This window comes from Streptomyces achromogenes, assembly GCF_030816715.1.
GTDB classification, from domain to species: Bacteria; Actinomycetota; Actinomycetes; order Streptomycetales; family Streptomycetaceae; genus Streptomyces; species Streptomyces achromogenes_A.
Map to the genome: position 1 here is coordinate 182,762 of NZ_JAUSYH010000001.1, position 25,827 is coordinate 208,588.

At 70.7% G+C, this 25,827-nt stretch carries 20 protein-coding genes; 11 read left to right on the forward strand and 9 right to left on the reverse strand.

The genetic code is table 11. The features are described 5' to 3' along the window. The first annotated feature begins 159 nt into the window (after positions 1-159). A complete protein-coding gene (locus QF032_RS00885; RefSeq protein WP_307054400.1) occupies positions 160-1,374 on the forward strand; it encodes an alpha/beta hydrolase in 1,215 nt (404 codons plus the stop codon). A 184-nt stretch (positions 1,375-1,558) separates the two neighbouring features. After that, on the forward strand, positions 1,559-2,755 hold the full coding sequence (locus tag QF032_RS00890; protein WP_307039084.1) for an SGNH/GDSL hydrolase family protein: 1,197 nt from the start codon (positions 1,559-1,561) through the stop codon (positions 2,753-2,755). 557 nt (positions 2,756-3,312) lie between these two features. On the opposite strand, the gene QF032_RS00895 is transcribed toward QF032_RS00890, so the two are convergent. After that, positions 3,313-4,452, reverse strand: a complete 1,140-nt coding sequence (locus tag QF032_RS00895; RefSeq protein ID WP_307054401.1) for a PucR family transcriptional regulator — start codon at positions 4,450-4,452, stop codon at positions 3,313-3,315. Positions 4,453-4,538: 86 nt separating this feature from the next. Here QF032_RS00895 and QF032_RS00900 point away from each other — a divergent pair, with 86 nt between their 5' ends. Together QF032_RS00900 and QF032_RS00905 are read left to right on the forward strand one after the other, a co-directional pair. Then, positions 4,539-5,600, forward strand: a complete 1,062-nt coding sequence (locus QF032_RS00900; protein WP_307054403.1) for a ferredoxin reductase — start codon at positions 4,539-4,541, stop codon at positions 5,598-5,600. A 7-nt stretch (positions 5,601-5,607) separates the two neighbouring features. Then, complete coding sequence (locus QF032_RS00905) at positions 5,608-6,726, forward strand: fatty acid desaturase family protein (protein WP_307039092.1); 1,119 nt, start codon at positions 5,608-5,610, stop codon at positions 6,724-6,726. A 238-nt stretch (positions 6,727-6,964) separates the two neighbouring features. Here the strand turns inward: QF032_RS00905 and QF032_RS00910 are convergent, their stop codons facing one another. The 4 genes from QF032_RS00910 to QF032_RS00925 all read right to left on the reverse strand — a co-directional run bounded on the left by QF032_RS00910 (position 6,965) and on the right by QF032_RS00925 (position 12,010). After that, complete coding sequence (locus tag QF032_RS00910) at positions 6,965-8,527, reverse strand: ABC transporter ATP-binding protein (protein ID WP_307054405.1); 1,563 nt, start codon at positions 8,525-8,527, stop codon at positions 6,965-6,967. Continuing rightward, on the reverse strand, positions 8,524-9,357 hold the full coding sequence (locus QF032_RS00915; RefSeq protein WP_307060129.1) for an ABC transporter permease: 834 nt from the start codon (positions 9,355-9,357) through the stop codon (positions 8,524-8,526). The genes QF032_RS00910 and QF032_RS00915 overlap by 4 nt, the downstream gene beginning before the upstream one ends. 89 nt (positions 9,358-9,446) lie before the next feature. Continuing rightward, positions 9,447-10,472 (reverse strand): ABC transporter permease, encoded by a 1,026-nt coding sequence (locus QF032_RS00920; protein ID WP_307039096.1) that lies wholly within the window; start codon positions 10,470-10,472, stop codon positions 9,447-9,449. Next, a complete protein-coding gene (locus tag QF032_RS00925; protein ID WP_307039098.1) occupies positions 10,457-12,010 on the reverse strand; it encodes an ABC transporter substrate-binding protein in 1,554 nt (517 codons plus the stop codon). Before QF032_RS00925 ends, QF032_RS00920 begins: the two co-directional genes overlap by 16 nt. 230 nt (positions 12,011-12,240) lie before the next feature. Between QF032_RS00925 and QF032_RS00930 the strand changes: the two genes are divergently transcribed. From QF032_RS00930 to QF032_RS00950, 5 genes are read left to right on the forward strand one after another with little or no spacing between them, the layout of a single operon-like run. After that, the gene (locus QF032_RS00930; protein ID WP_307039100.1) at positions 12,241-13,230 is read left to right on the forward strand and encodes a TauD/TfdA family dioxygenase; all 990 of its coding nucleotides are present in this window, start codon (positions 12,241-12,243) and stop codon (positions 13,228-13,230) included. Further along, on the forward strand, positions 13,227-14,258 hold the full coding sequence (locus QF032_RS00935; RefSeq protein ID WP_307039102.1) for an ornithine cyclodeaminase family protein: 1,032 nt from the start codon (positions 13,227-13,229) through the stop codon (positions 14,256-14,258). The genes QF032_RS00930 and QF032_RS00935 overlap by 4 nt, the downstream gene beginning before the upstream one ends. Continuing rightward, on the forward strand, positions 14,255-15,622 hold the full coding sequence (locus QF032_RS00940; protein WP_307054409.1) for an alanine racemase: 1,368 nt from the start codon (positions 14,255-14,257) through the stop codon (positions 15,620-15,622). Before QF032_RS00935 ends, QF032_RS00940 begins: the two co-directional genes overlap by 4 nt. Positions 15,623-15,635: 13 nt before the next feature. Further along, positions 15,636-16,721, forward strand: a complete 1,086-nt coding sequence (locus QF032_RS00945) for a cysteine synthase family protein (protein ID WP_307039106.1) — start codon at positions 15,636-15,638, stop codon at positions 16,719-16,721. Then, positions 16,721-18,106, forward strand: a complete 1,386-nt coding sequence (locus QF032_RS00950) for an MATE family efflux transporter (protein ID WP_307054410.1) — start codon at positions 16,721-16,723, stop codon at positions 18,104-18,106. The genes QF032_RS00945 and QF032_RS00950 overlap by 1 nt, the downstream gene beginning before the upstream one ends. Positions 18,107-18,300: 194 nt before the next feature. On the opposite strand, the gene QF032_RS00955 is transcribed toward QF032_RS00950, so the two are convergent. From QF032_RS00955 to QF032_RS00965, 3 genes are all read right to left on the reverse strand, one after another. Continuing rightward, on the reverse strand, positions 18,301-19,194 hold the full coding sequence (locus QF032_RS00955) for a S8 family peptidase (RefSeq protein ID WP_307054412.1): 894 nt from the start codon (positions 19,192-19,194) through the stop codon (positions 18,301-18,303). A gap of 338 nt (positions 19,195-19,532) precedes the next feature. Continuing rightward, positions 19,533-20,540, reverse strand: a complete 1,008-nt coding sequence (locus QF032_RS00960) for a cyanobactin maturation protease PatG family protein (RefSeq protein ID WP_307054414.1) — start codon at positions 20,538-20,540, stop codon at positions 19,533-19,535. Further along, a complete protein-coding gene (locus QF032_RS00965) occupies positions 20,541-20,777 on the reverse strand; it encodes a hypothetical protein (protein WP_307039113.1) in 237 nt (78 codons plus the stop codon). A gap of 640 nt (positions 20,778-21,417) precedes the next feature. On the opposite strand from QF032_RS00965, the gene QF032_RS00970 reads away from it, so the two are divergent. Together QF032_RS00970 and QF032_RS00975 are read left to right on the forward strand one after the other, a co-directional pair. Continuing rightward, entirely contained in the window at positions 21,418-23,862 is a 2,445-nt protein-coding gene (locus QF032_RS00970) for a WD40/YVTN/BNR-like repeat-containing protein (protein WP_307054416.1), read from the forward strand. Between the two features lie 36 nt (positions 23,863-23,898). Continuing rightward, positions 23,899-24,144 (forward strand): ABC transporter permease, encoded by a 246-nt coding sequence (locus QF032_RS00975; RefSeq protein ID WP_306945701.1) that lies wholly within the window; start codon positions 23,899-23,901, stop codon positions 24,142-24,144. Between the two features lie 206 nt (positions 24,145-24,350). Here QF032_RS00975 and QF032_RS00980 read toward each other — a convergent pair whose 3' ends face one another. Then, positions 24,351-25,556: a PAS domain-containing protein gene (locus QF032_RS00980; protein ID WP_307054417.1), complete on the reverse strand. Its 1,206-nt coding sequence runs from the start codon at positions 25,554-25,556 to the stop codon at positions 24,351-24,353. Positions 25,557-25,827 lie beyond the last annotated feature (271 nt).

Consider the following 25,827-nt stretch of genomic DNA (forward strand, 5'->3'; position numbering starts at 1 on the left):
AGCGATGAGGAACGGCAGTAGTTCGCCCGCAGCGCGGTTCATAGCCTTTCCGTAGGTGTGAACCTGCCTGGGCACCGCGCGTAACGACCTGCGAAGGAGATCGCCATGCCGCGTCCGACCTCATCCTCCTCACCGAGCAGCACCGGCAGGACCAGCGGAATGAGCAGGAGACGCATGGTGATCACGGGCACCACGCTCGCCGCGGGACTTGCTCCGACCACCGCCCGTGGAACCCCCGCCGGCGCCGCGTCGTCCGGCCGAGCCCCGATTGCTTTTCAGAAGGCCGTACGGCTCGTCCTTCCGCCGCCGGGCGGGCCTCATGCCCTGGGCACCGCGGCGCTGCATCTCAGCGATCGCAGCCGCCGGGACCCCTGGGTCGCCACCCTGCCGGCGCGGGAGCTGATGGTTCAACTCTGGTACCCCGCACGTGCGTCCACCGGCCAGCCCAGGGCGCCGTGGATGACAGGACAGGCTGCCGAGGTCTTCCAGCAGACGGGGTATCTCCTCCCCGAGTACGCCACACTGCCGGACACGCACGCCCGTATCGGCGCGGTACCCGACACTCGCGGGGGCCGACTCCCGGTGATCCTCTACTCCCATGGACACGGCCAGCACCGCGGCTCCAGCACGGCGCTGGTCGAGGAACTGGTCAGCCACGGTTACATCGTGGTCACCATCGACCACACTTATGACGCCGGGCAGGTCGAGTTCCCCGGTGGCCGGGTAGAGAGGTACGCGATGCCTCCTTTCACGGCGGAGGACGACGACCCGGTGATCCTCAAGGCGGTTGACGTGCGGGTGGCCGACACCCGTTTCGTACTGGAGGAGCTGTGGCGACGTGTTCGGGGCCGCCGCGACCCGCTCCCGCACGGACTCGGCGACATCCTCGACCTGTCCACAACCGCCATGTTCGGCCACTCCCTGGGTGGTGCGACCGCGGCGTCGGCGATGGCGGCAGGGGTACCGATCGTGGCTGGCGCGAATCTCGACGGCAGCCTCTTCGGTCCGGTGGTGGCCAAGGGGCTGCGCAAGCCGTTCCTCCTGATGAGCGAGGACGCGGACAACAAAGCGAGCTGGCCCGAGATCTGGCCCCGGCTGCGAGGCTGGCGCCGCCGTCTCCGGCTGACCGGTACCCGGCACTTCTCGTACACCGACTACGAGACGTTCATGCCGCAGGTCGCCGCACGACTCGGCGCGACCGACGAACAGCTGGCCGAGTTCATAGGCCCGCTCGACGCGACACGCGCCGTCGACGTCCAGCGGCGCTTCCTGCTCGCCTACTTCGACCTTCACCTGCGCGGGCATCGCGCCCCGATCCTCGAAGGACCGTCACCCCGGTATCCGGAGGTGCGCTTCATCGGCGGTGCCGGATGATCAGGCACGGGATGTGTCGGTTCCGGGCCGAAGACGGGAGAAGCCTGGCGGGAACGGCGGCGTCTCATTTCGCCCGTTGACGGTCACGATGCACTTGGTTACCGTGCGCAACGAATCCTCCACCCGCCGACCGGCGTTCGGCATCGCGGACCCGGACGGCGACTCAGCGAAGGAGACACCAGGGATGACCGCGCTGCGCACGGCCCACGGAACCCGGCGGACGCACCACGGGCGGACGGCGGTGTTCGCCGGTCTGACCGCCCTCCTGGCGGCGCTCCTGAGCGGTGTGGGCACCGCGGGCGCCGCGCGTGCGACGCCCGTCGACACCCGCACGCCGCAGGGACCGGCCGACCAGGACGGCGGGCGGGCGGCCCGCGCGAAGGGCGTGCTGGCGCAGGTGCACACCGCGGGACGGGTCAAGGACGCGGGGAGCACGGTGCAGTACAGCTGGCCCGGCGTGTACTTCGAGGGCCGTTTCCGGGGCACCGGCGTGGGCGTCGTGCTCGACGACTCGGCTGCCGACTACGACGTCCAGGTCGACGGCGCCACGGTCGCCACGCTCGTCACGCCCGGCCGGACCACGTACTGGGTCAAGGGCCTGCGGGATCGCACGCACACCGTCCGGCTCGTCAAGCGCAACGACACCCCCTGGGACACCAGCGCCTTCAAGGGCTTCGTCGCCGCGCCGGGCGGCGCCGTGCTGAGCAGGCCGGCGGCCCGCGACCGCCAGATCGAGTTCATCGGCGACTCCCTCACCGTCGGATACGGCAACCTCTCAGCCTCCCGCGACTGCACGGGGGACCAGGTCAGGAGGACCACCGACGCCGACGTGAGCTACGGCGCCCTCACCGCCCGCCGACTGGGGGCCGACTACCAGCTCAACGCCTACTCCGGCCTCGGCATGGTGCGCAACTACAACGGCGGCTCGCCGGATGTCACCTACCGGACCTTCTACGACCGTGCCCTGCTGAACGTGCCCGGGGACGTCTGGCAGAACCCCGGCACGTGGCGCCCCCGGCTCGTCGTGGTCAACCTGGGGACCAACGACTTCTCGACGGCCGTCAACCCCGGTGAGCCGTGGACGCCCGACAGCCTCGCGGCCGCCTACCGCACGGCGTACGGCGACTTCCTCCAGAAGCTGCGGACGCGGTACGGAGCCGCGACGACCATCGTGGCCGTCGGAGCCGGATCGTTCGCCGGCCATGTCCAGCAGGTCGTCAAGACGCGTACCGACGCCGGGGACAGCCGGGTGCGCTACTGGTTCCTCGACGACTCCGGACTCGATTTCACGGGCTGCCACTGGCACTACTCGGCGCACGACGACCGGCTCGTCGCCGACCGGCTCGCCTCGTTCGTCGCCGGCCTCCCGATCGGCTGGTGACGACACCGCCGCCCCGCCGACGGCGGGCCGAGGGTCCGTCGTGCACCCGCCGCCCGGGCGGCGCATCGGAGCGGGCGGTCAGCCATGGGCCACGACCGCGAGTCCGTGTCGAAGCCGACCAGCAGCCGTCCGTCCGGGGGCCATCGCCAGTCCGCCGGCCCGGGCGGAGAACGGGCGGGAGCCGGTCTGCCGCTCCGTAGCCGCGTCCCACGTCCACACGGTCGTGTCGTCGCCCCCGGCGGCGACGACCATGCGGCCGTCAGTGGTTCGCCGCCCCGGAGGAGAGGGCCGGCCTCACGCCCTGCGCGGCGGTCGGCTCCTGATGGCCCGCCGCGGCGGCGGGTTGCGAGCCAGGCGCATGGCCGTCGGACCGGCCTTGCGCAGGTGGCGAGTGGCGTACCGCGGGGGTCACACGATGTGACCACCAAACGCAACCCGAAAGTCGGCCATGCCGCACTTTCCGGGGCCGCATGAGCCAGACGGTGGCACCGGGAACGGAGCACGATTCCTGAAATGCTCGCGGACACGGACGCGGTCGTGGACGGTCGACGTACGCGTCAGCTGCCCCGAAGACCGACCGCCAGCGTCAGTTCAAGGACCCGGTGCGGCGTTGCGAGATCCGGAAAGAGCTCCCGCAGCTGCGACATCCGGTACCGGACCGTCTGGGGATGGACGAACAACGCCGCCGCCACCTCGTCCCTCCTGCCCTGGTGCAGCAGCCACGCCCGCAATGTCTCCTCCAGCCGCCCTGCGGTGGCTGCGGGCAGGGTCCGCAACGGTGCGAGGGCTCGGGCACGCAGGTCTGCGAACGCGTCCACGTCGGCGCTCAGCACCAGCTCGGGCAGGTGATCCTCGGTGTCGCGAATGTCGGAGGAGAGGGCGCGCGCGCGTACGGCCCGTGCGTACGAGGCGGACGCACGGGTCCACGGCCGGGCCGGGCCGACCACGGCGGTGCGGTCGGTCAGCTGCCGCAGGAGATGTGATCGGTCGGCGTCGGGGACGAGCAGCACCCCGGTGGCATCCGGCAGATCGTCGAGGACGAGGGTGCTCGGGTCGAGCGCGCGGTAGGCGGGCCGGGCCTGGGCGGCGGGCAGCAGGACCGCGGTCAGTGAAACCGGAGGCTGCCACCCGGCCCGTTGAACAGAGGCCAGCAGCACGTCCGGGCTCGCGCCGGCGAGGAGGTCGCGGGCCAGGTGTTCCAGGTGGCGCTCGTGGTCTCTGCCCCGCGCGGCCAGTTCGTCGGCGTGGCCCGCGGCGCTCGCGGCGGAGAGCTCGTCGATGTAGGCGAAGGTCAGCTCGGCGAACTTGGCGACCTCGGCGGCGGGCAGACCTGCGGGTACGGCACCCGCTGCCAGGCATCGCCAGGCCACGCGGGCGCCGACGCGGTAGGCGCTGAGCAGGGCGTCCATCGAACGGCCGTCGCGCACCTCGCCGCGGCCCAGCTCGTAGGCCGCGTCACCGGCGTCGCCGCCTGTGGCGTTCCCGCTCGCGACGTCCAGGTAGTGCCCCAGGGCGGTGCGCACGGCTCGGCGGATGGTGGCGCCCATGTGGCCCGACAGGGCGTTGGCGTAGGGAGGGACCTCGTCGATGATCGCCTGGACGACCTCGTCGGCCGTGGTCCTCAGCGCGGCCCGGAGTGCGGTGACCGTCGTCTCATCCAGGGCCAGTTCGCTGGCCCTCCGGATTACATGGCTCATGTTTTGTTCCCTGCGAACAATTCTGCCGACCAGATTTACGTCCTGCGGTCAGGACTTTACGCCTTGAGGCACAGCAAGCTGGAGTCATGACGAGTACAGCCCTCCGCGGCAGGGCGTGGAAACTGCTGGAGATGGTCACGACGCCGCTGCTGCCGTCGGACTACCTCGACCTGGTCAGCCCGCTGCGTGCGGGCGCCGACCTGCGTGGGCGCATCGAGGCCGTGCACCCCGAGACGGGTGACGCCGCGACCATCGTGATCAGGCCGGGACGGGGCTGGCGCGGCCACACAGCCGGCCAGTACGTGCGGATCGGGGTCGACGTCGACGGGGTGCGCCTGTGGCGCGCCTACTCCATCACCTCGCCGACGGACCGCCGGGACGGCCGCGTCACGATCACCGTCAAGGCGATCCCGGACGGCAAGGTCAGCAACCACCTGGTCCGCAGGGCGCGACCAGGCACGCTGATCCAGCTCGACCAGGCGACCGGTGACTTCGTGCTGCCTGAGGTCAAGCCCGCCAAGGTGCTCTACCTGACGGCCGGCAGCGGCATCACACCGGTGATGGGCATGCTGCGCGACACCGAGTTCGACGACGTCGTCATGGTCCACTCCGCGCCACAGCCGCAGGACGTGATCTTCCGCAACGATCTGCACGACCTGGTCGCGGACGGGAAGCTGCGTCTCATCGAGCTGCACACCGACACGGACGGCATGCTCGACATCGCCCGTCTCGACGAACTCGTGCCCGACTGGGCCGAGCGCGAGACCTGGGCCTGCGGACCCGCGGGCCTGCTCGACGCCGCCGAGAAGCACTGGGCCGAGCACGGCGTCCCGGAGCGCCTGCACACCGAACGCTTCCGCCCCGGCGTCGTCGTCACCGAGGACGGTGGCGGTGGCGAGGTCACGTTCAGCACCACCGGCACGACCGTCGACGCGGACGGCGCCACGCCGTTGCTGGACGTCGGCGAGAAAGCCGGCGTGCTCATGCCGTCCGGGTGCCGCATGGGCATCTGCTTCGGCTGCGTCACGCCGCTCAAGGCGGGCGCCGTCCGCGACCTGCGCACCGGCGAGATCACCGAGGCCGAGCCGGGCGTCCTCATCCAGACCTGCGTGTCCGCCGCGGCGGGCCCCTGCGACATCGAACGGTAGGACCACCTTGACCGCCATCGACCCCACCGCCCACCTGACCGCGGAGCAGATCGAGGAGCTCGGCCGCGAGCTGGACGCGATCCGCGACGAGGTGATCGCCGACCGTGGCGAGAAGGACGCCGCCTACATCCGCAAGGTCATCTCGGCGCAGCGCAAGCTCGAGCTGGTCAGCCGGGGTGTGCTGCTGTTCTCGATCTTCCCGCCCGCGTGGCTGATCGGCACCGCCGGTCTGTCCGTGGCGAAGATCATGGACAACATGGAGATCGGCCACAACATCCTGCACGGCCAGTGGGACTGGATGCGGGACCCGAAGATCCACTCCACCACCTGGGAATGGGATCACGTCTCGCCGGCGGACCAGTGGAAGCACTCGCACAACGAGCTGCACCACACGTACACCAACGTGATCGGCAAGGACAACGACCTCGGCTACGGCATCATGCGCGTCGACGAGGACCAGAAGTGGCACCCGTTCCACCTCGGCCAGCCGCTGTGGAACTTCATCAACGCCTGCTTCTTCGAGTACGGCATCGCAGCGTACGACCTGGAGCTCGGCAAGAACCTGCACAAGCGCCGCCGCAAGAACCCGGAGTTCCGCGCGCGGGCCAAGGCCGTGGGCCGCAAGATCCGCAAGCAGGTGCTCAAGGACTACGTGATCCACCCGCTGCTGTCGGGCCCGTCGTTCCTCACCACGCTCGCCGCCACGTTCACGGCGAACCTGGTCCGCAACGTCTGGTCCCACTCGGTGATCATGTGCGGGCACTTCCCCGAGGGAGTGCAGGTCTTCGAGCGCCGGTCGATCAAGGGCGAGACGCGCGGCCAGTGGTACCTGCGCCAGATGATGGGCTCGGCGAACATCAGCGGCAGCAAGGCCATGCACTTCATGACCGGCAACCTGTCGCACCAGATCGAGCACCACCTGTTCCCGGACCTGCCGAGCAACCGGTACGCCGAGGTCGCGGTGAAGGTGCGCGCGTTGTTCGAGAAGTACGAGCTGGAGTACGTCAGCGGGCCGCTGCCCAAGCAGGTGTTCTCCGCGTGGCACAAGGTCTTCCGGCTCTCGCTGCCGAACAAGAAGCCCAAGGTCAAGACGCCTGTCCGCGAGCAGGAGCTCATCGCGGCCTGATCCCGTTACGGGGTCGGGTCGGCCGTCCGGCGGCGCCGCCGGGTGCGGTTCCGCGTCGGCGAACGCGGCGAGGATGCCGTCCTCGGCACCGCGGAACGCGCCTTCTCCACCCTCCTCGCGAAACCCGGGGAGACTCCGGCCAGGCCCAACGCGTAGTCGGCACGGCCCCCGACGTCCGAACTCGGCTCGCGCCGCGGTGACGCGGGCTGCGTTGTCCCGGGGTCCGCGACACCTCGGTTCAGGGCGTCGTCGCAGGCGCTTGCCTGCCGAGCAACTGGCGCGTCGCCGCATGCCGCGGTGCGGCGAAGACCTCGGCGGTGGAGCCGGACTCCGCGACCCGTCCGGCCTCCAGCACGGTGACGGTGTCCGTGCGGTCGGCGACGAGGGGCAGGTCGTGGCTGATGAGGACGAGGGCCGTTCCGTGCCGCTCGCGCAGGCCGGCCAGCAGGTCCATGATCGACTCAGCGGTGCCGGGATCCAGCGCGGACGTGATCTCGTCGCAGATCAGGACGTCGGGTTCGGCAGCCAGGGCCCGGGCGATGGCGACCCGCTGGCGCTGTCCACCGGACAGTTCGTGCGGGTAGCGGCCGACGAATTCGGGCGGCAGACCTACCTGTTCGAGAAGGTCTGCCACCCGCTCGGGAATGTCGCGCGGTGCCTGGCGACGGTGCAGGCGCATCGGCCGGCCGATCGCGGCCCCGATCCTGCGGCTCGGGTTGAGCGCGCCGAGCGGGTTCTGCGTCACGAGTTGGATCCGGCGCCGCTGTTCCCGGTCACGACCGCGCAAGCCACTGCCGAGCGGGGTGCCGTCGAGGAGGATCGTGCCGCCGGTCACCGCCTGCAGTCCGACGATCGCGCGGACGAGGGTGGTCTTTCCGGAGCCCGAGACACCGACGATGCCCGCCGCGGCACCCGGCGCGACACTCAGGCTGACCCCGTCGACCGACACGGCGCCGGTGCCGCGCCGGCCGAAGGTCACCTGGATGTCGCGCGCCTCCAGTACGGGTTCGGCCGTGCGGTGGGGGGCCTCGGCCGTGCTCGGTGCGCGGGTGGCGGAGCGCTTCCCGTTCCGCGGGCCCGCGGAGGGAAGGGGGGATCCGAGCTCTACGACGTCGTCCGCGATCCGTTCGACGAGGTGGTGGTCGTGACAGGCCAGGCCGATGGCCAGTTGGTGTTCCCGGGCGAGGTGGCGGAGCACATCGCCCATCTCGTCGCGGAGTTGCGGGTGCAGTCCGGCGGTCGGCTCGTCGAGGAGGAGCACGCGGGGTCGGCGGGCCAGAGCCCGGGCCAGGGCGACGCGGCGCTGCTGTCCGCCGGAGAGGGCCGTGGGCCGCCGTGCGGCGAGCCGGCCGTCGTCGGGAAGGTGGACCTCGGCGAGGAGGCTTGCCACCGCCTGGCTGCTGCGGTCGGGTGAGAGTTCGGCGACGAGGTCACGGACCCGCATCCGGGGGTTGAGGCCGGAGCCGGGATCCTGGCCCACGTAGGCGAGGTGGTGGCGGCGCAGAGCGCGCAACTCCCGTTCGGGGAGCGCGAACACGTCGTGGCCCAGGACCTCGACGCGACCGGTGACGCGTGTGGTTCCTGGCGGAAGGAGTGCGGTGACCGCACGCAGCAGGGTGGTCTTCCCGGTGCCGGAGGGTCCGGTCAGGGCGACGAGCTGCCCGGGGCGCAGGGTGAGGGACGCACCGTGGAGCATCGGACGGCCGTCGGGTGCGGCCACAGTGAGGTCGGTGACCCTCACCGCGGCGATGGCGGTGTCGGGTGCGGGGGTTTCGGGGTTCCGGTCGGTGGTGTGGGTCACCGTACGGTCACCGCCTTCCGGCCGGTCTGGGGGGCGAGGGCGCCCGCCGCGAGGTTGACGCTCAGGGCGAGCAGGCCGATGACGGCGCTGGGAGCGACCACGGCCCATGGGTTGAGCAGGAGGCCGGGTGAGTTCTCGCGAATCATCAAGGCCCAGTCCGCGGCAGGCGGTTGCGGTCCCACCTGGAGGAATCCGGCGGTGGAGACGACGTACACGGCCTCGACGAACCGCAGTCCGAACAGGGCGAGCAGTGTGGCGCGCAGGTTCGGCAGGATCTCGCGCACGACGAGGACCCACAGCCGCTCGCCGCCCGCTGCGGCGGACTCGACGTAGCCGGCGCCGGCCACCGGCGCCGCCGCGTTCGCCGCGAGGCGGACCGCGTACGGGACGCCCAGCACGACCGCGGCCAGGACGACCGCGAACCGTCCGCCTTCCGGCCAGGACAGCGCGACGAGCATGATGCCGAGCACGGCCGGCAGCAGGATCAGCACGTCGGCGACGCGCTCCACGACTTTGCCGACCTTCGGGCGCAGGGCCGCGACGGCACCGAGCACGGCGGCGGCACCGGTCACGACGACGGCGATCAGCAGGGCGGACAGGACGAGTTGGCCTCCACCGGCCAGCAGTCTGCTCCACACGTCCCGGCCGAGTTGGTCGCCGCCGAGCGGTGCGCCGGCGCCGGGTTCGGCGAAGGGCGCGGTGACCGGGTCGGTCACCGAGTGCGGGGCGAGCCAGGGACCGGCCAGGGCGAGGCAGACCAGCAGCAGGGCCGGCAGGCTGTGCAGCAGGATGACGCCGATCCGGGCACGCGGGGGCGCCGCGGCAACCATGGCTGTCGCGCGCTCGTGCGAGGTGTCCCCGACCGGCGGTTCCAGACCCGCGGTGTCCTTGTTCCGCGCCGGTTCCCCGGCGGGCGGGGTCATCGGCGCTCTCCCGTCACGGCGTCCCGGGTCAGGTCCGCCAACAGCAGCACACAGCTGATGACCGCGCCGGCGAGAGCCGTGACGCCGGCGATCACCGGGGTGTCACGGTCGGCGACGGCGGACGCCAGCACGGCGCCCACGCCCGGGTAGTTGAAGATGGTCTCCACCACGACGGCGCCGCCCAGCAGCACCCCGGAGGACGTGGCGAGGCCGGTCGCGATGGTCGGCATGGCACCTGGCAGGACGTGCCGGGTGAGGACGCGCAGGGGTGACAGGCCGTCCAGGACCGCGGTCTCCACGTGCGGTGCGCGGGCCTCGTCGGCGAGAGCGGCGCGCACGATGCGGGTGTTCCAGCCGGTCTGCGGCACGGTCAGGGCCAGGACCGGCAGGACCAGCATGGTCCAGGAGGAAGGGGTTCCGTCCGCGCCGGTGAGGGTGACGGCGGGCAGCCAGCCGGTCCACAGGGCCAGGACGAGGACGAGGGCGACGGCGACCACGAACTCGGGGACGGCGAAGACCGCCGTGGACGCTGCCGTGACGGTCCGGTCCAGTCGCCGGCCGGGTCGCAGCGCCGCCCAGCTGCCGAGAGCGAGCGAGAGGACGGCGGTGAGCAGCAGAGCCGTTGCGCCGAGCAGCAGGGTGTTGGGGAACGCGGTGGAGATCAGGTCGGTGACGCGTTCGCCGTGTGCGGAGGTGCCGAGGTTGCCGGTCGGCAGGCCGGACATCCAGTCCCAGAAGCGTTCCAGGACCGGCTTGTCGAGGCCGAGCAGCGCGCGCCGCTGTGCCAGGTCGGCCGCGCTCTCGCCGCGTTCGGAGGTGGCGTGGGCCGCGTCCCCGGGCAGCAGTTCGACGCCGATGAAGACGAGCGCGAGGAGGGTGAAGAGCAGGGCGGTCCTGTTCACGAGCACCACGCCGACCCGGCGGAGCACGGCGGGGACGGCGTGGCGTGCCGACCGGCCCCGCTCCGCCGTGGGATCGGGGCCGGCCGGTGCGGTGGTCATGGAGGTCAACTCGCCAGCCATGTCTTCTCGAGCTGGACCCGGCCGTAGCCGGGCAGGGTGGGCAGTCCGTGGACGGCGGGCCTGGCGAGGTCGATGCCGTCGGCCATGCCCCACAGGAGATAGCCGGAGCTGTCGTACTCGATTTTCTGCAACTGCTGCAGGAACTTGATGCGTTCGGCTGCGTCTGCGGTCCCGATGGCTTTCTGGTAGGCGGCGTCGAACTCGGTGGACTTCCAGCCGGCTTCGTTGGTGGCGCTGCCGGAGACCATGGTCTTGCTGGCGAAGAACACGACGGAGTCGTTGGTGCCCCAGTAGGTGCTGTAGAGGTCGCCCTTGAGCCAGGTCTTGTCCCAGAAGGTCGCCGACTCCTGCTTGACGACCTTGACCTTGACGCCGGCCTCGCGGACTTGGGTGGCGAAGAGGGTGGCGGCCTCGGCCAGGCCCGAGATGTCCTCGGTGGTGAACAGTTCGTAGGTCCTGGAGGTGTCGAAGCCGACCTCGCCGAGCAGTTGTCTCGCCTTCGCCAGGTCACGGGTGCGTTGAGGAAGGCTCTTGGCGTAGGCGGGATCGCCGGTGCCGAGGACGTCGTTGGCGACGCTGCCGTAGCCGGACAGGACCTGGTCGACCATGGCCTTGCGGTCGACGGCCAGGCGCAGCGCCTCGCGGACCTTGGGGTCGGCGAAGGGGCCGTCGGCGGTGCGCATGACGATGGGCATCGCCATGTCGTTGGGGCGGCGGACGGTCTGGATGTCGCTGCGGCCCTTGGCGGTCCGGGCGGCCACGGCGCCGACGTTCGAGGCTAGGTCGATCTGGCCGGCGAGCAGGGCGTTGGCGAGAGCCTGCGGGTTCTCGAAGATCTTGACTTCGATGGCGTCGAGGTACACGTTCCCGCCGTACCAGCCGTCGTTGCGGACCAGCCGGGCGTTTCCGCCGCGGAACCAGTCGAGCTTGAACGGGCCGGTGCCCGGGGCCTTCGCCATGTCCTTGTCGGTGGTGCCGTCGGGGACGACGAAGGTCGTCAGGCGGGTGAGCAGGGGCAGTTCGGCGTTGGCGTAGTCGGAGACGAGGACGACGGTGTCGTCACCGTCGGCGGTGATGTTCTTGGCCTGGATGCCGGGCAGCCGTGAGGCGCCGGCCGGGGTGCCTCGCAGACGACGCAGCGAGTAGACGACATCGGCGGCGGTGAGGGCCGAACCGTCGTGGAACTTCGCGCCCTTGGCGAGCTTGAAGCGCCACGTCCTGAGGTCCGCGGAGGGCGTCCAGCTCGCGGCGAGCCGCGGTTCGGTGTTGGGCTTGTCGCCGGGGACGGTGAGGGTGTCGTAGATCAGGCTCAGGATGAGGTAGTCGCTCTCGTTGGCCTGACTGCCGTGCGGGTCGCGGGTGATGGCCGCGGCCCGGCCCAGGGCCCCGACCCGCAGGGTGCCGCCGCGCCGGGGGGTGGCCGTGCCGCCGGAGGCCGACCCGGCGGGCTCGGCGTCAGTGCCGCCACAGGCGGTGAGGAGGGTCGTGGCGGCGAACGCGCCACCGGCCCACATCAGTTGGCGTCTCGTCAGGTCCACTTCGTCCTCGATTTCACAGGCGGTTCACTTACTTAGGTTTGCCTATCCTATTGCGACGTCAGAACGCAAGGACACGTCCTGGTGACCTAGATCAACTTAGGGCACCCTTGCCTAATTTCTGTGAACTGGCTAAGTTTCCGTTCGGTTACCGCTCCACGACGCTCGGTACGGACCACAGGTCCGACGACCGATCCCGCACCCCCCACCGCACCGGAACGGACGGTTCACCCATGCCCACGGGAGCCATCCCCGTACGCCATCTCGACCAGGACTCGGTGACGGAACTCGGCACCGCCGCCCGCGCCCTGCTCGACGCCTTCGGCGGCTCGGCCACTCACCCTGGCCTTCTCACTCGCGTTCCTTTCGTAGCCGCTTCGTTGAGCGAGGCCACCCGACACGCCTGCCGCCCTGTGGACACCCCCGCCGGGCTGTTCGTCCTGCGCGGTCTCGAGGTCGACGACGGCGCCATCGGCCCCACGCCGGGCCACTGGTCGACCGCCGGGGACGCGGGCGCCGTGTACGACGTCGTCCTGCTGCTGCTGTCCACAGTGATGGGCACGCCGATCGCCTGGGAGGGCCAACAGGACGGCCGGTTCGTGCACAACATCGTCCCCTCTCCCGGACACGAGGAGGAGCAGACCGGCGCCAGCAGCAGTGTGCTGCTCAGCCCGCACACCGAGGACGCCTTCCACCCGGGCCGCGCCCATCTGCTGGTCCTCGGCTGCCTGCGCAACCCGGACGCCGTGGCAACCACGGCCGCCAGCATCCGCGAGGTCGAACTGGACGCGAAGGCACAGGAGTTGCTCAGCAGACCGGTTCTGCCGGTGCTGCCCGACGACGCCTACACCGAGGCGCAGGGCTACGACGGCGCACCACCACCCGTACCGACGTTGTGGCAGTCACCCAACGGCCCGACCCTGCGTTTCGACCCCGCCTACACACCCCTCGACGGAGCGTCGGAGGAACACCGCGCGGCATACGGACGCCTGGAGGCCGAGCTCTCACGGGTCTCCGTGGCGGTGGCCCTGACACCCGGAGACGTCCTGGTGGTCGACAACGACCTCGTCGTGCACGGACGCGTCCCCTTCACGGCGCGCTACGACGGCACGGACCGCTGGCTGAAGCGCTCCTCGGTGCGTGTGCGGGGCCGGCGTACCCGACCGCCGGCCGAGCGGTTCGAGCACGGCTACGGGCAGGCGGCCGTCGAGGCGTTCGCATGACCGACATCGACTCCGACATCGCGAAGACGGGAAGCGCCATGGCGTCCGACGACTCGACCCTGCACATCCTCAGCACCAGCGACGTGGCCGGCATCGACATCACCCTGTCCGACGTCGTCTCCGTCGTCGAGCAGGCGTACCGCACACTGGCCGACGGCAGGTCGGACAACCCGCGCAAGCTCACCGTCAAACCGCGGGACGGCCACTCGGTGGCGTACGCGATGCTGGGCCGCGACGGTGAGCGGGGCGTGGTCGCGGTCAAGACGTCGTACAAGCACGGCCTGCACGAGGACCGCGACATGCAGCACTACTACACGACGCTGACCCTGTACGACGACGAGAGCGGACTGCCGGTCGCGATGCTGGACTGCGGCAGGGTCGGCGCCCTGCGCACCCCGGCGGTCTCGGCGCTGCTGGCCCGCGAACTTGCCGTGCCCGGCGCCCGCAACGCCCTGGTCATCGGCACCGGTACCCAGGGCCGACTGGCGCTGCCCTTCCTGTTGACCACGCTGCCGGATCTGGAACGGCTGATGCTCTTCGGCACGCATCCGGACGGCATCCGGGCGGTACGCGAGCAACTGCACGCCTACTTCCCCGACCGGAAGCTGGAACTGGTGACCGATCTGCGCACAGCGGCGCAGGACGCGGACATCGTGCTCGCCACGGCCGGCCCCCACACGCCCGCTTCCGTGGACGCGGAGTGGCTCAGACCCGCGGCGCTCTCCGTGCTCATCGGCTACGGCATCGCCCCCTCGACCCTGCACCGGGCGGACCGGGTGATCGCCACCAGCGCGGCACAGATGCTCGTCACCGGTGTGGACATGGCCGACGCGGACGGTCGCCTGCGCGAGGTGGACGCCGAGTTCCCCGAAGTGCTCGCCGGACGCGCGAAAGGCCGTACGGACGCGGGAGAGCGGATCTTCGCCTACAACAGCGGTCTGGTCGTCACCGACATCGCCCTCGGCCACCGCTTCGCCCAACTCGCCCTCACCCAGGGCCTGGGCACGGCGGTACCGCTGTGGCGATGACGACGACACCTCCTTCCCTGCCGGCCCGCCTCGGCGAGGAGACGCGGGAGCTGCTGCGGACGGGCTCCCTGCTGCACGAGCTGCGTCACGGTCTGGACGGCCCCTACCACGCGTTGTTCCCCGCCCGGTTCGACGCCAACGTGGCGGCATTCCACGAGGTGTTCGCCGACATGGGCGTCAAGGGCCGTGTGTACTACGCCAAGAAGGCCAACAAGGCGGCCGTCTTCGCCGAACGGGCCGCCGTGCATGGCCTCGGCATCGACGTGGCGAGCCACGGCGAGCTGCGCGAGGCACTCGCCCACGGCGTCCGCGGGGCCGACCTCGTGGTCACCGGACCCGCCAAGGCGGACCACCTGCTGCGGATCTCCGTGCTCCACGACGCCCTGATCGCCGTGGACGCCCTCGACGAACTGGACCGTCTCAACGCTCTGGCTGTTGAACTCGACCGCCCGGCACGGGTGTTGTTGCGCCGCCTGCCTCCCGCCCAGCCGCACAGCCGCTTCGGCATGGACGCGGACGAGTTGGAGAGCGCCCTGCATCGCTGCACCGTCGCCGACGGCATCCTGATGGAAGGCTTCAGCTTCCATCTGTCCGGCTACGACACCCGTCTGCGCGGCGATCTCGCCGCCGAGCTGATCCGGCTGTGCCGCACGGCCCGGGCGCATGGGCTGCGCGCCGACCGGATCAGCATAGGCGGCGGCCTCGCGGTCGACTACGTCACGAAGGAGGACTGGCTGCGCTTCGCCCAGCGGCAGACCTCCGAGCACTACCACGCGGGCAAGACCTTCTCCGCCTTCTATCCCTACCACTCCCCCGTCGCCGGCGCTCACGCCCTGCGGGCCGTCCTCGCCACCACACCGACGGGCGAACAGAAGTCCCTGGCACACCTGTTGCTCGACAACGACGTGACCCTCCTGGTAGAGCCGGGCCGTGCGCTGCTGGACCAGGCCGGCTGTACGGTCTTCCGCGTCCAGGGCGTCAAGGAGCGCGGGGACTACACCCTCCTCACCGTGGACGGGACCAGCCTGAGCCTGTCCGAGCAGTGGTTCGCGAGCGAGTTCCTGCCCGAACCGCTGCTGGTGCCGGCCGCCGAAGAGAGCGAGGAGGCAGGGACCGGCGGGCCGTATCCCGCATGCGTGGGCGCCGCCACCTGCCTGGAGTCGGACATGCTCACCTGGCGCAAGATCCCCTTCCACCGCCCGCCGGTCGTGGGCGACCTGCTCGTCTACCCCAACACCGCGGGCTACCAGATGGACTCGAACGAGTCCCCGTTCCACGACCTGCCGCTGCCGCCCAAGGTCGTGATCGACCAGGCCCCCGGCTCCCCCCGCCCCCGCTGGCGCCTCGACCGCCACCACCCCTAGGGACACGCCCGTCATGGACCACCCCCTGCACCGGCCGCCCGTCGTCCGCCAGGTCTGCGAACTCATCGGCGCCACACCACTGTTCGAGCTGTGCCGTACCGAGGGCGAGGCCCGGCTTCTGCTGAAGCTGGAACAGTTCAACCCGACCGGCACCGCCAAGATCCGTATGGCCCGGCAGATGGTTCTCGACGCCGAGGAACGCGGGCTGCTCCGCCCCGGCGGTCGGATCATCGAATCCACCTCCGGCAACACCGGCCTGGGCCTCGCGGTCGTCGCGGCCGAACGCGGCTACTCCTTCACCGCCGTCGTCGACCACCACGCGGCGGCGGACAAGCTGCGCGCCATGAAGGCACTCGGCGCCGAGCTGGTGTACGTGGCCGCGGACGGTGACGAGGAACTGGCCACCGCCGCCCGCGAGGAGCTCGCGGAGCGGATGGCGGCCGAGACCGACAACGCGTACTTCACCGAGCAGCACAACAACCTGGCCAACGGTGTCGGCTACCATCCGGTCGCCCGCGAACTCGACGCCGCGCTCGACGGACGCGTCGATGTGCTGATCGGGGCCGTCGGCACCGGCGGCGGGCTGTTCGGGACCGGCGGCGCGCTGCGCCGGACCGTGCCCGCAGTGCGGATCGTCGGCGTCGAACCGAAGGGATCCATCGCCTTCGGCGGACCCGCCCACGACTACTACCAGTCCGGCACCGGCACACCCGAGGGCGCCACCATCGGCGCCATGGTCGACTACAGCCTGCTGGACGAGGGTGTGAAGGTGGGCGACGTCGAGGCGTTCGCCACCGCCCGGGTCGTCGCCCGCCGCACCGGGCTGCTGATCGGCGGCTCGGCCGGCGGTGTCGTGCACGAGGCCCTTACCCGCCTCCCCTCGCTCCCGCCCGGCACGACTATGGTCGCGTTGATCAACGACGGCGGGGAGAAGTACATGGACACGGTCTTCGACGACGACTGGATGGCAGCCCGCGGCCTCCTGTCTCCCACGGCCGAGCGCGAGGTCGAGGAGACACTGGCGAAACTCCGCAGACTCCCCACATCGCAGGACACCCCGCAAGCCCGTTCGCCGCACACGTCGCAGGAACAGATCTGATGCAGCCCTCCCTCGCCCGACTGCTGGCCGACGGCCGCGCCCTGGGCGCCCTCGCCGTGCCTCTCGCCCTCACCCAGCTCGCGCAGGTGGCCCTGACCACCACCGACACGGTGATGATGGGCCTGCTCGGAACCGAGGCACTGGCAGCCGGCGGCCTCGCCATGGTGATCTTCAACCAGTTGCGCACCATGGGCGTCGGCCTGGTGACCGCCGTCGGCAACCAGATCGCCGCCGCGGGGGCCCGCGCCGAGTCCGGCGCCTCCGACGCCGAGGAGGACATCCGGGATCTCGTCCGCGCGAGTCTGCTGCTGTCCACCCTCGCAGGCATCGCGGGCGCCGTCCTGATGGTGCTCATCGGCCACGCGGTCGTCCGGCTCGGCCAGGACCCGGACGTCGTCGACGCCGCGAAGCCCGTGCTCTATCTGATGGCCCCCGGTCTCGTCCCGTGCCTGTGGTTCCAGTCGATACGGCAGTTCACCGTCGGCATGCGCCGCCCGCAGGCACTGCTGCGCATCACCGTCGCCTCGATCGCGCTCAACGCCGGTCTCAACTGGGCACTCATCCACGGCACCTGGTTCTTCCCGAAGCTGGGGCTGCCCGGCATCGGGCTCGCCACGTCCTCGGTGTACGCCCTGACCTGCCTGGCGCTGTACCTCTCCGCCCGGCGCGACCCCCGGCTCGCCCCGCTGCTTTCCCTGAACGTCTGGAAGACCCGCCCGGCCACCCTGCGCCGCCTGGTCGGCCTGGGCACGCCGATCGCCGCGACCTACGGCTCGGAGGCGGGCTTCTTCTCCGTGGTCGCCCTGCTCGTCGGCAGCTTCGGCACCGCCGCCCTGGCCGCGCACACCGCCGTCAACCAGCTCGTCTACCTTGTCTTCCAGATCGCCGTGGGCCTCTCGCACGCCGCCTCCATCGGCGTCAGCCGCGAACTCGCACTGCGCGACCTGGCGGCCGCCCGACGCCTGAAGACCACCGCGCTCGCCTACGCGGTCGCGGTCATGGCCGTCGTGGCGCTGATCTACACGACCATGCCCCGACTGATCCTCGCCCCCTTCTTCGACACCGGGGACCGGGCGGCGACGGACCTGGCGACCAAGCTCCTCCTGGTCGCCGCCGTGCTGCAGTTCTTCGACTGTGCCCAGAACATCGGCGTCGGACTGCTGCGCGGGCTCGACGACACCAAGGGCGGCTTCCGCGTCACCCTCGTCGGCTACTGGCTCGTCGGTCTGCCCGCCGCCGCACTGCTCGGCTTCGCCACCGGCTGGGACACCGTCGGCATCTGGCTTGGTCTGCTCGCCGGCCTCGCGACCACCGCGGTCCTCCTCCTGCGCCGCTTCGACCGGGGTGTCGGGCGCCTGTACGGGGTCGCGACAGCCACGCCCTGAGCCCTGTGACGAACGGGGGCCGGCCGAGCAGGGCACCCGGCTTGCGTCGCCGACGGCTCCACTCTCTGCGATCTCTCCGCCCTCTCCGGCCAGCTGGGTTTCCCCCGGGCCGCTCAGCCCTCACCTGGGCCGGAGCAGCCAGAGCCGTAGAAGCGGGAGCCGCAGAAGCGACGTCTCAGCTCCACCGCCTTGCGTCACCCGCTCTCCCGGCGCAGGGCGTTGTACGCCGCCCAGGCGTTCAGCAGCGGTGGGGCCACCGAACCGCGCCGGCCCCGGCCGGCGGCGGCGGACTGTGTGACCGCGAAGCGCACGGCGGCGGGCCGTGCCGCCGGGAACTGTGAGAGCAGCAGCGCGATGGCACCGGTGACGAAGGGCGCGGCCGCGCTGGTGCCGGTGATTCTCAGCGACCTCTCGGCGACGCCGAGGCTCATGACGTCCTTGCCCGGCGCACTGAGTCCGCGTCTGCCGATCTCCGCGCCCAGGTTGGACAGGCTCAGCGGCCACCCGTCGCCGTCGCAGGCGATCACCGGAATCGTCCAGGGATGGCGGGTGATGACCGAGGTGCCGAGCGTTCCCTGGTTTCCCGCCGCGACGACGACGATCACTCCGTTGTTCGCGGCATGGTCCAGGGCCTCCTCCAGCACCCGGTGCCGGGTGCTGGACGGCTCCGGCTGCGCGAGGCTGAGGTTGAGCACCCGGGCGCCCGCGTCAACGGTCTCGACGACGGCCGCCGCCAGCTCATCGGCCCGCGCTCCGGAGAGGCAGCCCTTCTCCGGGGCGCTACCGGACGTCGCCGGGCGGGACGGGAAGACGGGCCGCGACAGCAGGGTGCAGTGCGGGCAGATGCCCGGTGCCGCGGACCCTCGTCGCGCACTGAGGATTCCGGCGACGAAGGTTCCGTGAGCGCAGCAGCGGTCGTCCGCGCCGCATCCACTCCGGGGTGCCGGGTGGAGCTCCCGCACGGGATGACCCCGCAGATCGGGATGATCCCGTGCCACCCTTCCGTCGATCAGTCCGACGGCGACTCCGGGCCGGCCGGGAGTGCGCTCCATCAAGGGCTGGAGCCCGACCAGAGCCAGCGGGTCCATTCGTCCTACCAGCCGTCGTACTCATGCCTGCACAGCTCGTCGAGGCATTGCGCAACGCAGCGGCGCGGATCGGAGGAACGTTTGCAACTTGAGCTGCACACCGGCCTGAGCTCAATTTCACAGAGTCCTTGTGGGACGATCCGGGCCCCGTCCGGTCCGGCCCCGGGACGCGGCACCCGGCCGCCTCCCGCTGTCCTTGACTCGTACACCGCCGATTCGGCGGTGAAGCCAGGAATCCTCATGATGATCGCCTCTCCTTCGGCGTCAGCCCGGTATCAGGCCTTCGCACCTGTCCGCATTCCCCGCCGTTTCCGTCCGCCCCCGTCTCCACCTCCCTCTCATCGGTCGTAGTACGGCGACCAGTTGGTCCTCGTGAAGGGGAACAACTCGGTGACATCGATCCGCACGAACGACTTCTCCGTCACATCCGTCTTGCGGCTGGTGTAGGAGAACACGATGTCAAGAATTCTTCGACTGCCGCTGAGCCGCGAGGGGCAGACGTCCACAGCGCTCAGGCGGAATCCCCTCGCGTGCTCCTTGACCGTCTCCTGATAGATCTTCTCGTTCCGGACGGCCGCGTAGTTGATTGCGCGGTGTTCATCCGTGGTTCCGGAGTTGTCGCCGATCTGCAGGAGCCTTTCCAGTAGCTTCCTCGACGCCGTTTCGAAGTCTTTGGCGGGTATCTCGGCAGGGCGCTCGACCGCCCTGATCAGTTCGCCGCTGTCGAAGGAGTAGATCTGCTCGAAGACGACGACCGGCACGGTCAGGCCGTTGCACAGCTCCGGCGGAGCGACAGGCCCGCGCCTTCCGATCACCACGTCGAGGTCCCAGGGGCTGCTCACGGGACGGACCGCCTCGACCAACAGGTCGTATCCCGCCGAGTCGCGAGGGCGCAGGATGTAGGTCTCGACCCCCTGAACGGTCAGGATGAAGCACAACTGCCTGACCAGGTAACGATTGTCCGGATCCGACAACACACGGTGCAACGCCTCTTCGTCCGTCAGATCCGGTGGCTCGGCCCGCCCGACGACCTGTGCGAACTCCTTCTCCACGCCGAGACTGGGGAACCGCACCTGGATCTGCCCCAACGCGTAGACATAGCCCGAGCCTGCGCCGGTCCGCGCATGAGCGTCCTCCCACGCCTGCTCCTTGTCCGTGGCGGACGGTGGAGTCTCGGAACAGTGACAGGCGGTCTGCATGAGCGAGGTGTCCCCGGCCGACGCCATCCCCGTCTGTTCGTCGTCAGGTTCGTCCACGGACGGGCTGGCCGGCACGCCGGTCTGTTCGGGCTCCATGGGTGACTCCTCCCTCAAGCCTTCCTGGGATATACGGTGAGCCGTCGTCACCTACCAGCGGCCGCGTCGGCTCGAGAACGCCACCCACTGGTTCAGGGCGGCGGCCCGTCGCTCACAGCCGCCGCAGGGCCGTATCCCCGCCGCGTACGTCACGCGCTTGACGACGTCGCCCAGCCCCACCTCTTCGTCACCGGTCACGAACCCGGGGATCCGCATCCGGTGCGGTCGTCGCTCGGCGGTGTCCTCCGTCCGGGCTTGCCGGCCGGGGTTCTCGTCCTCGCTGCTCATCGCCACCACTTCCGGGATCAGGGTGAGGGCGGCCGCCGGCGCGCACGGGTCGGCACGACCGCTCCGAAGGGGGGCCGGACGTGCCCAGTGCGGCCAGGGGCTCGGTCTCCCCCGCTTCCCATGTTCCTCCTGCCCTTCCCGGCCCGCACCTCGGCCTGTCACCAAGTCGACGGCCCCGCTCACCGGTTCACCTCCACAGAGCAACGTCGCTGCGTCACGGTCGACTTGATGCCTGACACTGACCTGACACGGAGGCGGGCGATGTCCTGCCGTCGCCCCTCTCGCGTCGGCAACTCGGGGTCGGCCCGGGGCTTCTGCGTCCACGCCACGTTGGATGAAAGGGCAACAGTTGAGGCATGCACTTGAGGCCTGTCGTCGCCCTCGCCCCGAGTTGGCGTCCTCCCCGTACGAGGGTGACGATGGAGGTGGACCCTCGGCTCGGACCGGACGGGGACGGCATGCCGAGAGGCGTTGCGGGCGTGCGGCAGGATCAGCTTCCCCCAGCGCATCGCGGTTGTTCCGCTCGGCGGGATCTCCTGCCGGATGATCCGGAGCGGGAATCGCTCAGCTGTCACCTCGGCGCAATGATCCGGAGCGGGAATCGCTCAGCTGTCACCTCGGCGCACTCAATGGGGACGTCATGGCCATCTCCGACGAAGAACTGGCGCGGGCGAAAGAGATCCGGGTCGAACAGGTGCCGCTGCTGCGCAGGAGCCGCGGCGTGACCAACGAGACCCTCCAGAGGCTGCCCGACGCCGCGGTACGACGTGCGCTGCGGCGCCTGAACTACCCCGACCTGCCCAACGCGCGACGACTGTTCAGGCTCGACCAGGAGCGCGGCGACGACGGCACGGTCCCGGCGCACGCCCAGGGAACGGCACTCGACAGGATGCACGCGCGGCTGGCAGCGGAGGAGGCCCCGCCCGCGCGGACCGCGGGCGTGCCGACCGGCGCCGCACGTGAGGGCCTCGGGGCCGGCCCGACCCCGACGGCCGGGATGCAACTCGCCGCATGGGAGTGGCTCGGCCCGGGCAACATCGGCGGTCGCACCCGCGGCATCGCGATCCATCCCGAGGAGCCGCGGAGGATGTGGGCCGCGGGCGCCGGCGGCGGCGTGTGGCACACCGAGGACGGCGGAGCGCAGTGGGCGCCCGTCGACGACTTCCTCGGCAACCTGGCCTGCTCCTGCCTGGCCATGGACCCCGGCGACCCCTCGACGATCTATGTCGGTACCGGTGAGGGTTTCTCCAACAGCGACGCCCTGCGCGGCAACGGCGTCTTCCGCACCACCGACGGCGTCAACTGGGCGCCGATCACCGCCACCCAGACAACGGATTTCCGCGCCGTGACCCGGATGGCGGTCTCCTCGACCGGCGAGGTCGTCCTCGCTGCCACCACGACCGGGCTCTTCCGCTGTTCCGACGAGGAACGCAAAATCTGGACACAGGTCCTGGACGTCCCGCTCGGCACCGTCCTGTTCGACCCCACCGACGACGACCTGGCCGTGGCCGGCGCCCTGGAGGCCGGCGCGGCCTTCGTCAGCTCCGACGGCGGGCGCACCTGGCAGACGGCGACTCCGGGCGGCAACCCGTGGTCGGGGCGGGTCGAACTCGCCTACGCTGCCGCGGATCCCGGGATCGTCTACGCCTCCGTCCAGATGACCAGCGGCCGCGTCTATCGCTCCACGGACGGCGGCCGAACCTACCGTCTCCGGAAAACCCTCGACTCCAGCGGCCAGATGGCCAACTATCTGGGCGACCAGGGCTGGTACGGCAACGCCGTGTGGGCCGGCGACCCGACGGACGGGAACCTCGTCGTGCTCGGCGGCGTCGACCTGTGGCGCAGCACCGACGGCGGCGACCACATCACCGAGATCAGCACCTGGTGGGCCCCGGGTTCCGTGCACGCCGACCACCACACGATCGTCTCGCACCCCGGATACGACGGGGCGAACAACCGGACGGTCTTCTTCGGCAACGACGGCGGCGTGTTCACCGCACAGGATTTGGCGCAGACCGGCACCGAGCAGGAACCGCCGTTCGTCGACGGCTGGACCGAACTGGACAACAACTACGGGGTCACCCAGTTCTACTCCGGCGCCGGCAACCGGCTCAGCGGAAAGATCGTCGGCGGCGCGCAGGACAACGGCACCCTCTGCTTCGACCCTGCCCAGGGCACCGAAGGCTGGCAGCAGATCTTCGGCGGCGACGGCGGCTGGTGCGCCTCCGACCCCGGCGATCCGCAGGTCTTCTACGGTGAGTACGTCTTCCTGAACATCCACCGAAACACCGACGGCGGCGCCAGTGACGACACCGAGGGCGACCGCTACATCAGCGGCCAGTTCTGGAACGCCGCCATCAGGGAGTGGGACTGGAAGCCGCTGCCATTCCGTATCCCCGACGCCATGACCAACCAGGCCCTGTTCATCGCACCGTTCGCCCTCGACCCGAACGAACCCGACCGGATGCTCGCCGGCGGCCTGTCGCTGTGGCGGACGGACAACGCCAAGGAAGCCAACACGCCCACGTCCGGGCCGAGCTGGCGGGCGGTCAAACCCAGCGCGGGATCCAAGATCAGTGCGCTCGCCGTGGCGGCCGGCCACTCCGACCTGATCTGGGTGGGGCACGTCAACGGGATGCTGTTCCGTACCGTCAACGGCACGGCGACGACGCCGGCGTGGAGTCGTGTCGGGGTGACCGGACCCGGCCCACTGCGGCCGCGACGCTACCTCACCTGCGTCACGCTCGACCCGGCCGAGCCGGACACGGCCTACGTCGCCTTCGGTGGTTACGAACCGGACAACCTCTGGGTCACCCACGACGGCGGCGCCACGTGGACCCAGCTCGCCCAGACGCTGCCGGACGTACCTGTCCGGGCGGTCGCCGTACATCCGCGGAACACGTCATTCCTGTACTGCGGTACCGAGGTGGGGCTCTTCGCCAGCGATGACGGCGGGACCAACTGGTCGGCGGCCAACGAAGGGCCCACCAACTGCTCGGTCGACCAGCTGTTCTGGATGGACGAGACGTTGGTCAGCGTCACTCATGGCCGTGGCATGTTCCGGATCGACCTGTCGACGGTCTGACGATCCTTGACCTGGCACATTTCGAAGGTGACGGCGATGACACGAGACGTGCGTCTGCGAGGCCGGATCGAGGCGGCGGCCGCCGGTCTGTGCGCAGTGCTCTTCCTGGCCACGCTGATCTGGCGCGACTGGATCGAGGCAGTGTTCGGAGTGGACCCCGATCAGCACAGCGGGGCCCTCGAGTGGGCGATCGTCGCCCTGACGCTGGGCGCGACGGTGGCGTTCTCGCTGCTTGCGCGCGGTGAGTACCGCAGGGCCCGGTTGACGTCGTCCAGATCGTGACGTCCGCGCCCCCGGCCAGGACCGCCCTCATGGCCCTCCGCGTGGGTTACTGACACTACGTCAGGCCCTCGCGACGAAATGACGCCGTTGACCGTGGCGGACGAGCTCCAAACAGGCCCTCGGGGTACTCGACGAAGCCGTCACCTCGACGGTGCCGGTGCCGGTGCCGGTGCCGGTGCCGACGTGAGGATTCGCGCCCGCGCAGGTCACGCGGTGCTGAGGGGATGGGCCGCCGTGGCCGATCGTGGTGGCCAGGTGTGGGGGGCGAGTATGCCGAGGACGTACGCGCGGGCCACGAGGGCCGGACGGGTGGCGGCGCCCAGCAGGTGCCGCAGGCGGCTGAGGTGGTAGTCGAGCGTCTGCCGCGACAGGTTCAGCGAGGCGGCTATGTCGCTGTTGCTGCTGCCCTGCGCCAACAACGACAGGATGCGGATCTGCGCGGCGGTCAGCGGCGGATGCGCCTCGTGGGCGAGACTCTGATGGGTGATCACGGCCCAGACGTGCCGTGCCCGGCTGGCGGAATGGCCGATAGTCGTCAGGTGGAGCTCCGCCCGCCGCTGCAGTCCACGCGTGTCGACGAGCACGGCCGTGGTCTCGACACGTCGGGTGCGGCGGGCTATCAGACTGTTCCACCGGCGGTGCAACCGGTCCAGATCCGGCCCCGGTTCGGGGGCCAGCAGCGTGTGGGCGCGGCGGCCCACGAGGTCGGTCAGGCCGAGGTGGAAGAGTTCGGCGGCCGCCACGCTCGCCTCGATCACCCGCCCGTTCGCCGACAACAGGGCGCAGGGCAGACCGCTGTGGTCGCGCAGAGCGCTGAGGTTCTCCTCGGCCTCCTGGCGCTGCGCGGTGGCCCGCAGGTGGTCGGTGATGTCCACGTAGATGCCGGCGACGCACGTACGGGAGTGTTCCCGCACCGGGAAGCGGTGGCCGACCGCGCGGCCTGTGGTGCCGTCCTGGCGCAGATAGCGGAGGGTGTGGCGGACGGGCGTGCCCCGGGTGAGTATCTGCTGGTCCAGGGCCCGGAACCGCTCGGCCTCGGCCGGGGCGTCGAAGTCCTCGATGTATCTGCCGACCAGTTGCTGTGGTGCGGTGCCGTAGAGGTGCGCGTAGGCGTGGTTGGCCCACAGGTAGCGCCCCTCGCGGTCCCGGATGAAGGCGGGCGCCGGGGCGAGGTCCACGAGGTCCGCGAAGGCGGCGCCACCGGGGGGCACCGCGAGCCCGGCTTCGTGGTGCCGCCGGTCCCGGGTGCGCTGTGAGCCGCCCGGGTCGGCGAGGCCGTCGGCATCGGCGGGCTCACCCGTCCGCGGGGGTCCTTCGGCGTCCCTCTCCCCCGCCGCCTGGCACGGCTCGTCGACTTCCCTCCAGGACACGGGAAGGTTCTCGAGCAGAGTCTTGTGGCTCGGGTCGGGCACAACGGTCTCCGTCCGTATAGGACTGGCTGACGCACAGTCACACGACGTTGGATATCCCGCCCCGTACAGCACAAGCTCCATTCCCGGCCGAGTTGCCGGAAGTGGACGGTGGTCCCCGCCGCCCCTATCGCTCGGGCCCGGACTTCGGGGACGAGAGTCTGCGGACCACCCCCGCGACTCAGGCATTTGCCTGAGTCGCGGGCGGCCTCTGCGGCGATATGTGCGGTTACAGCCTGGTCCCCTGGAGTGTGCGGGCGGGCTCTGCGGACGC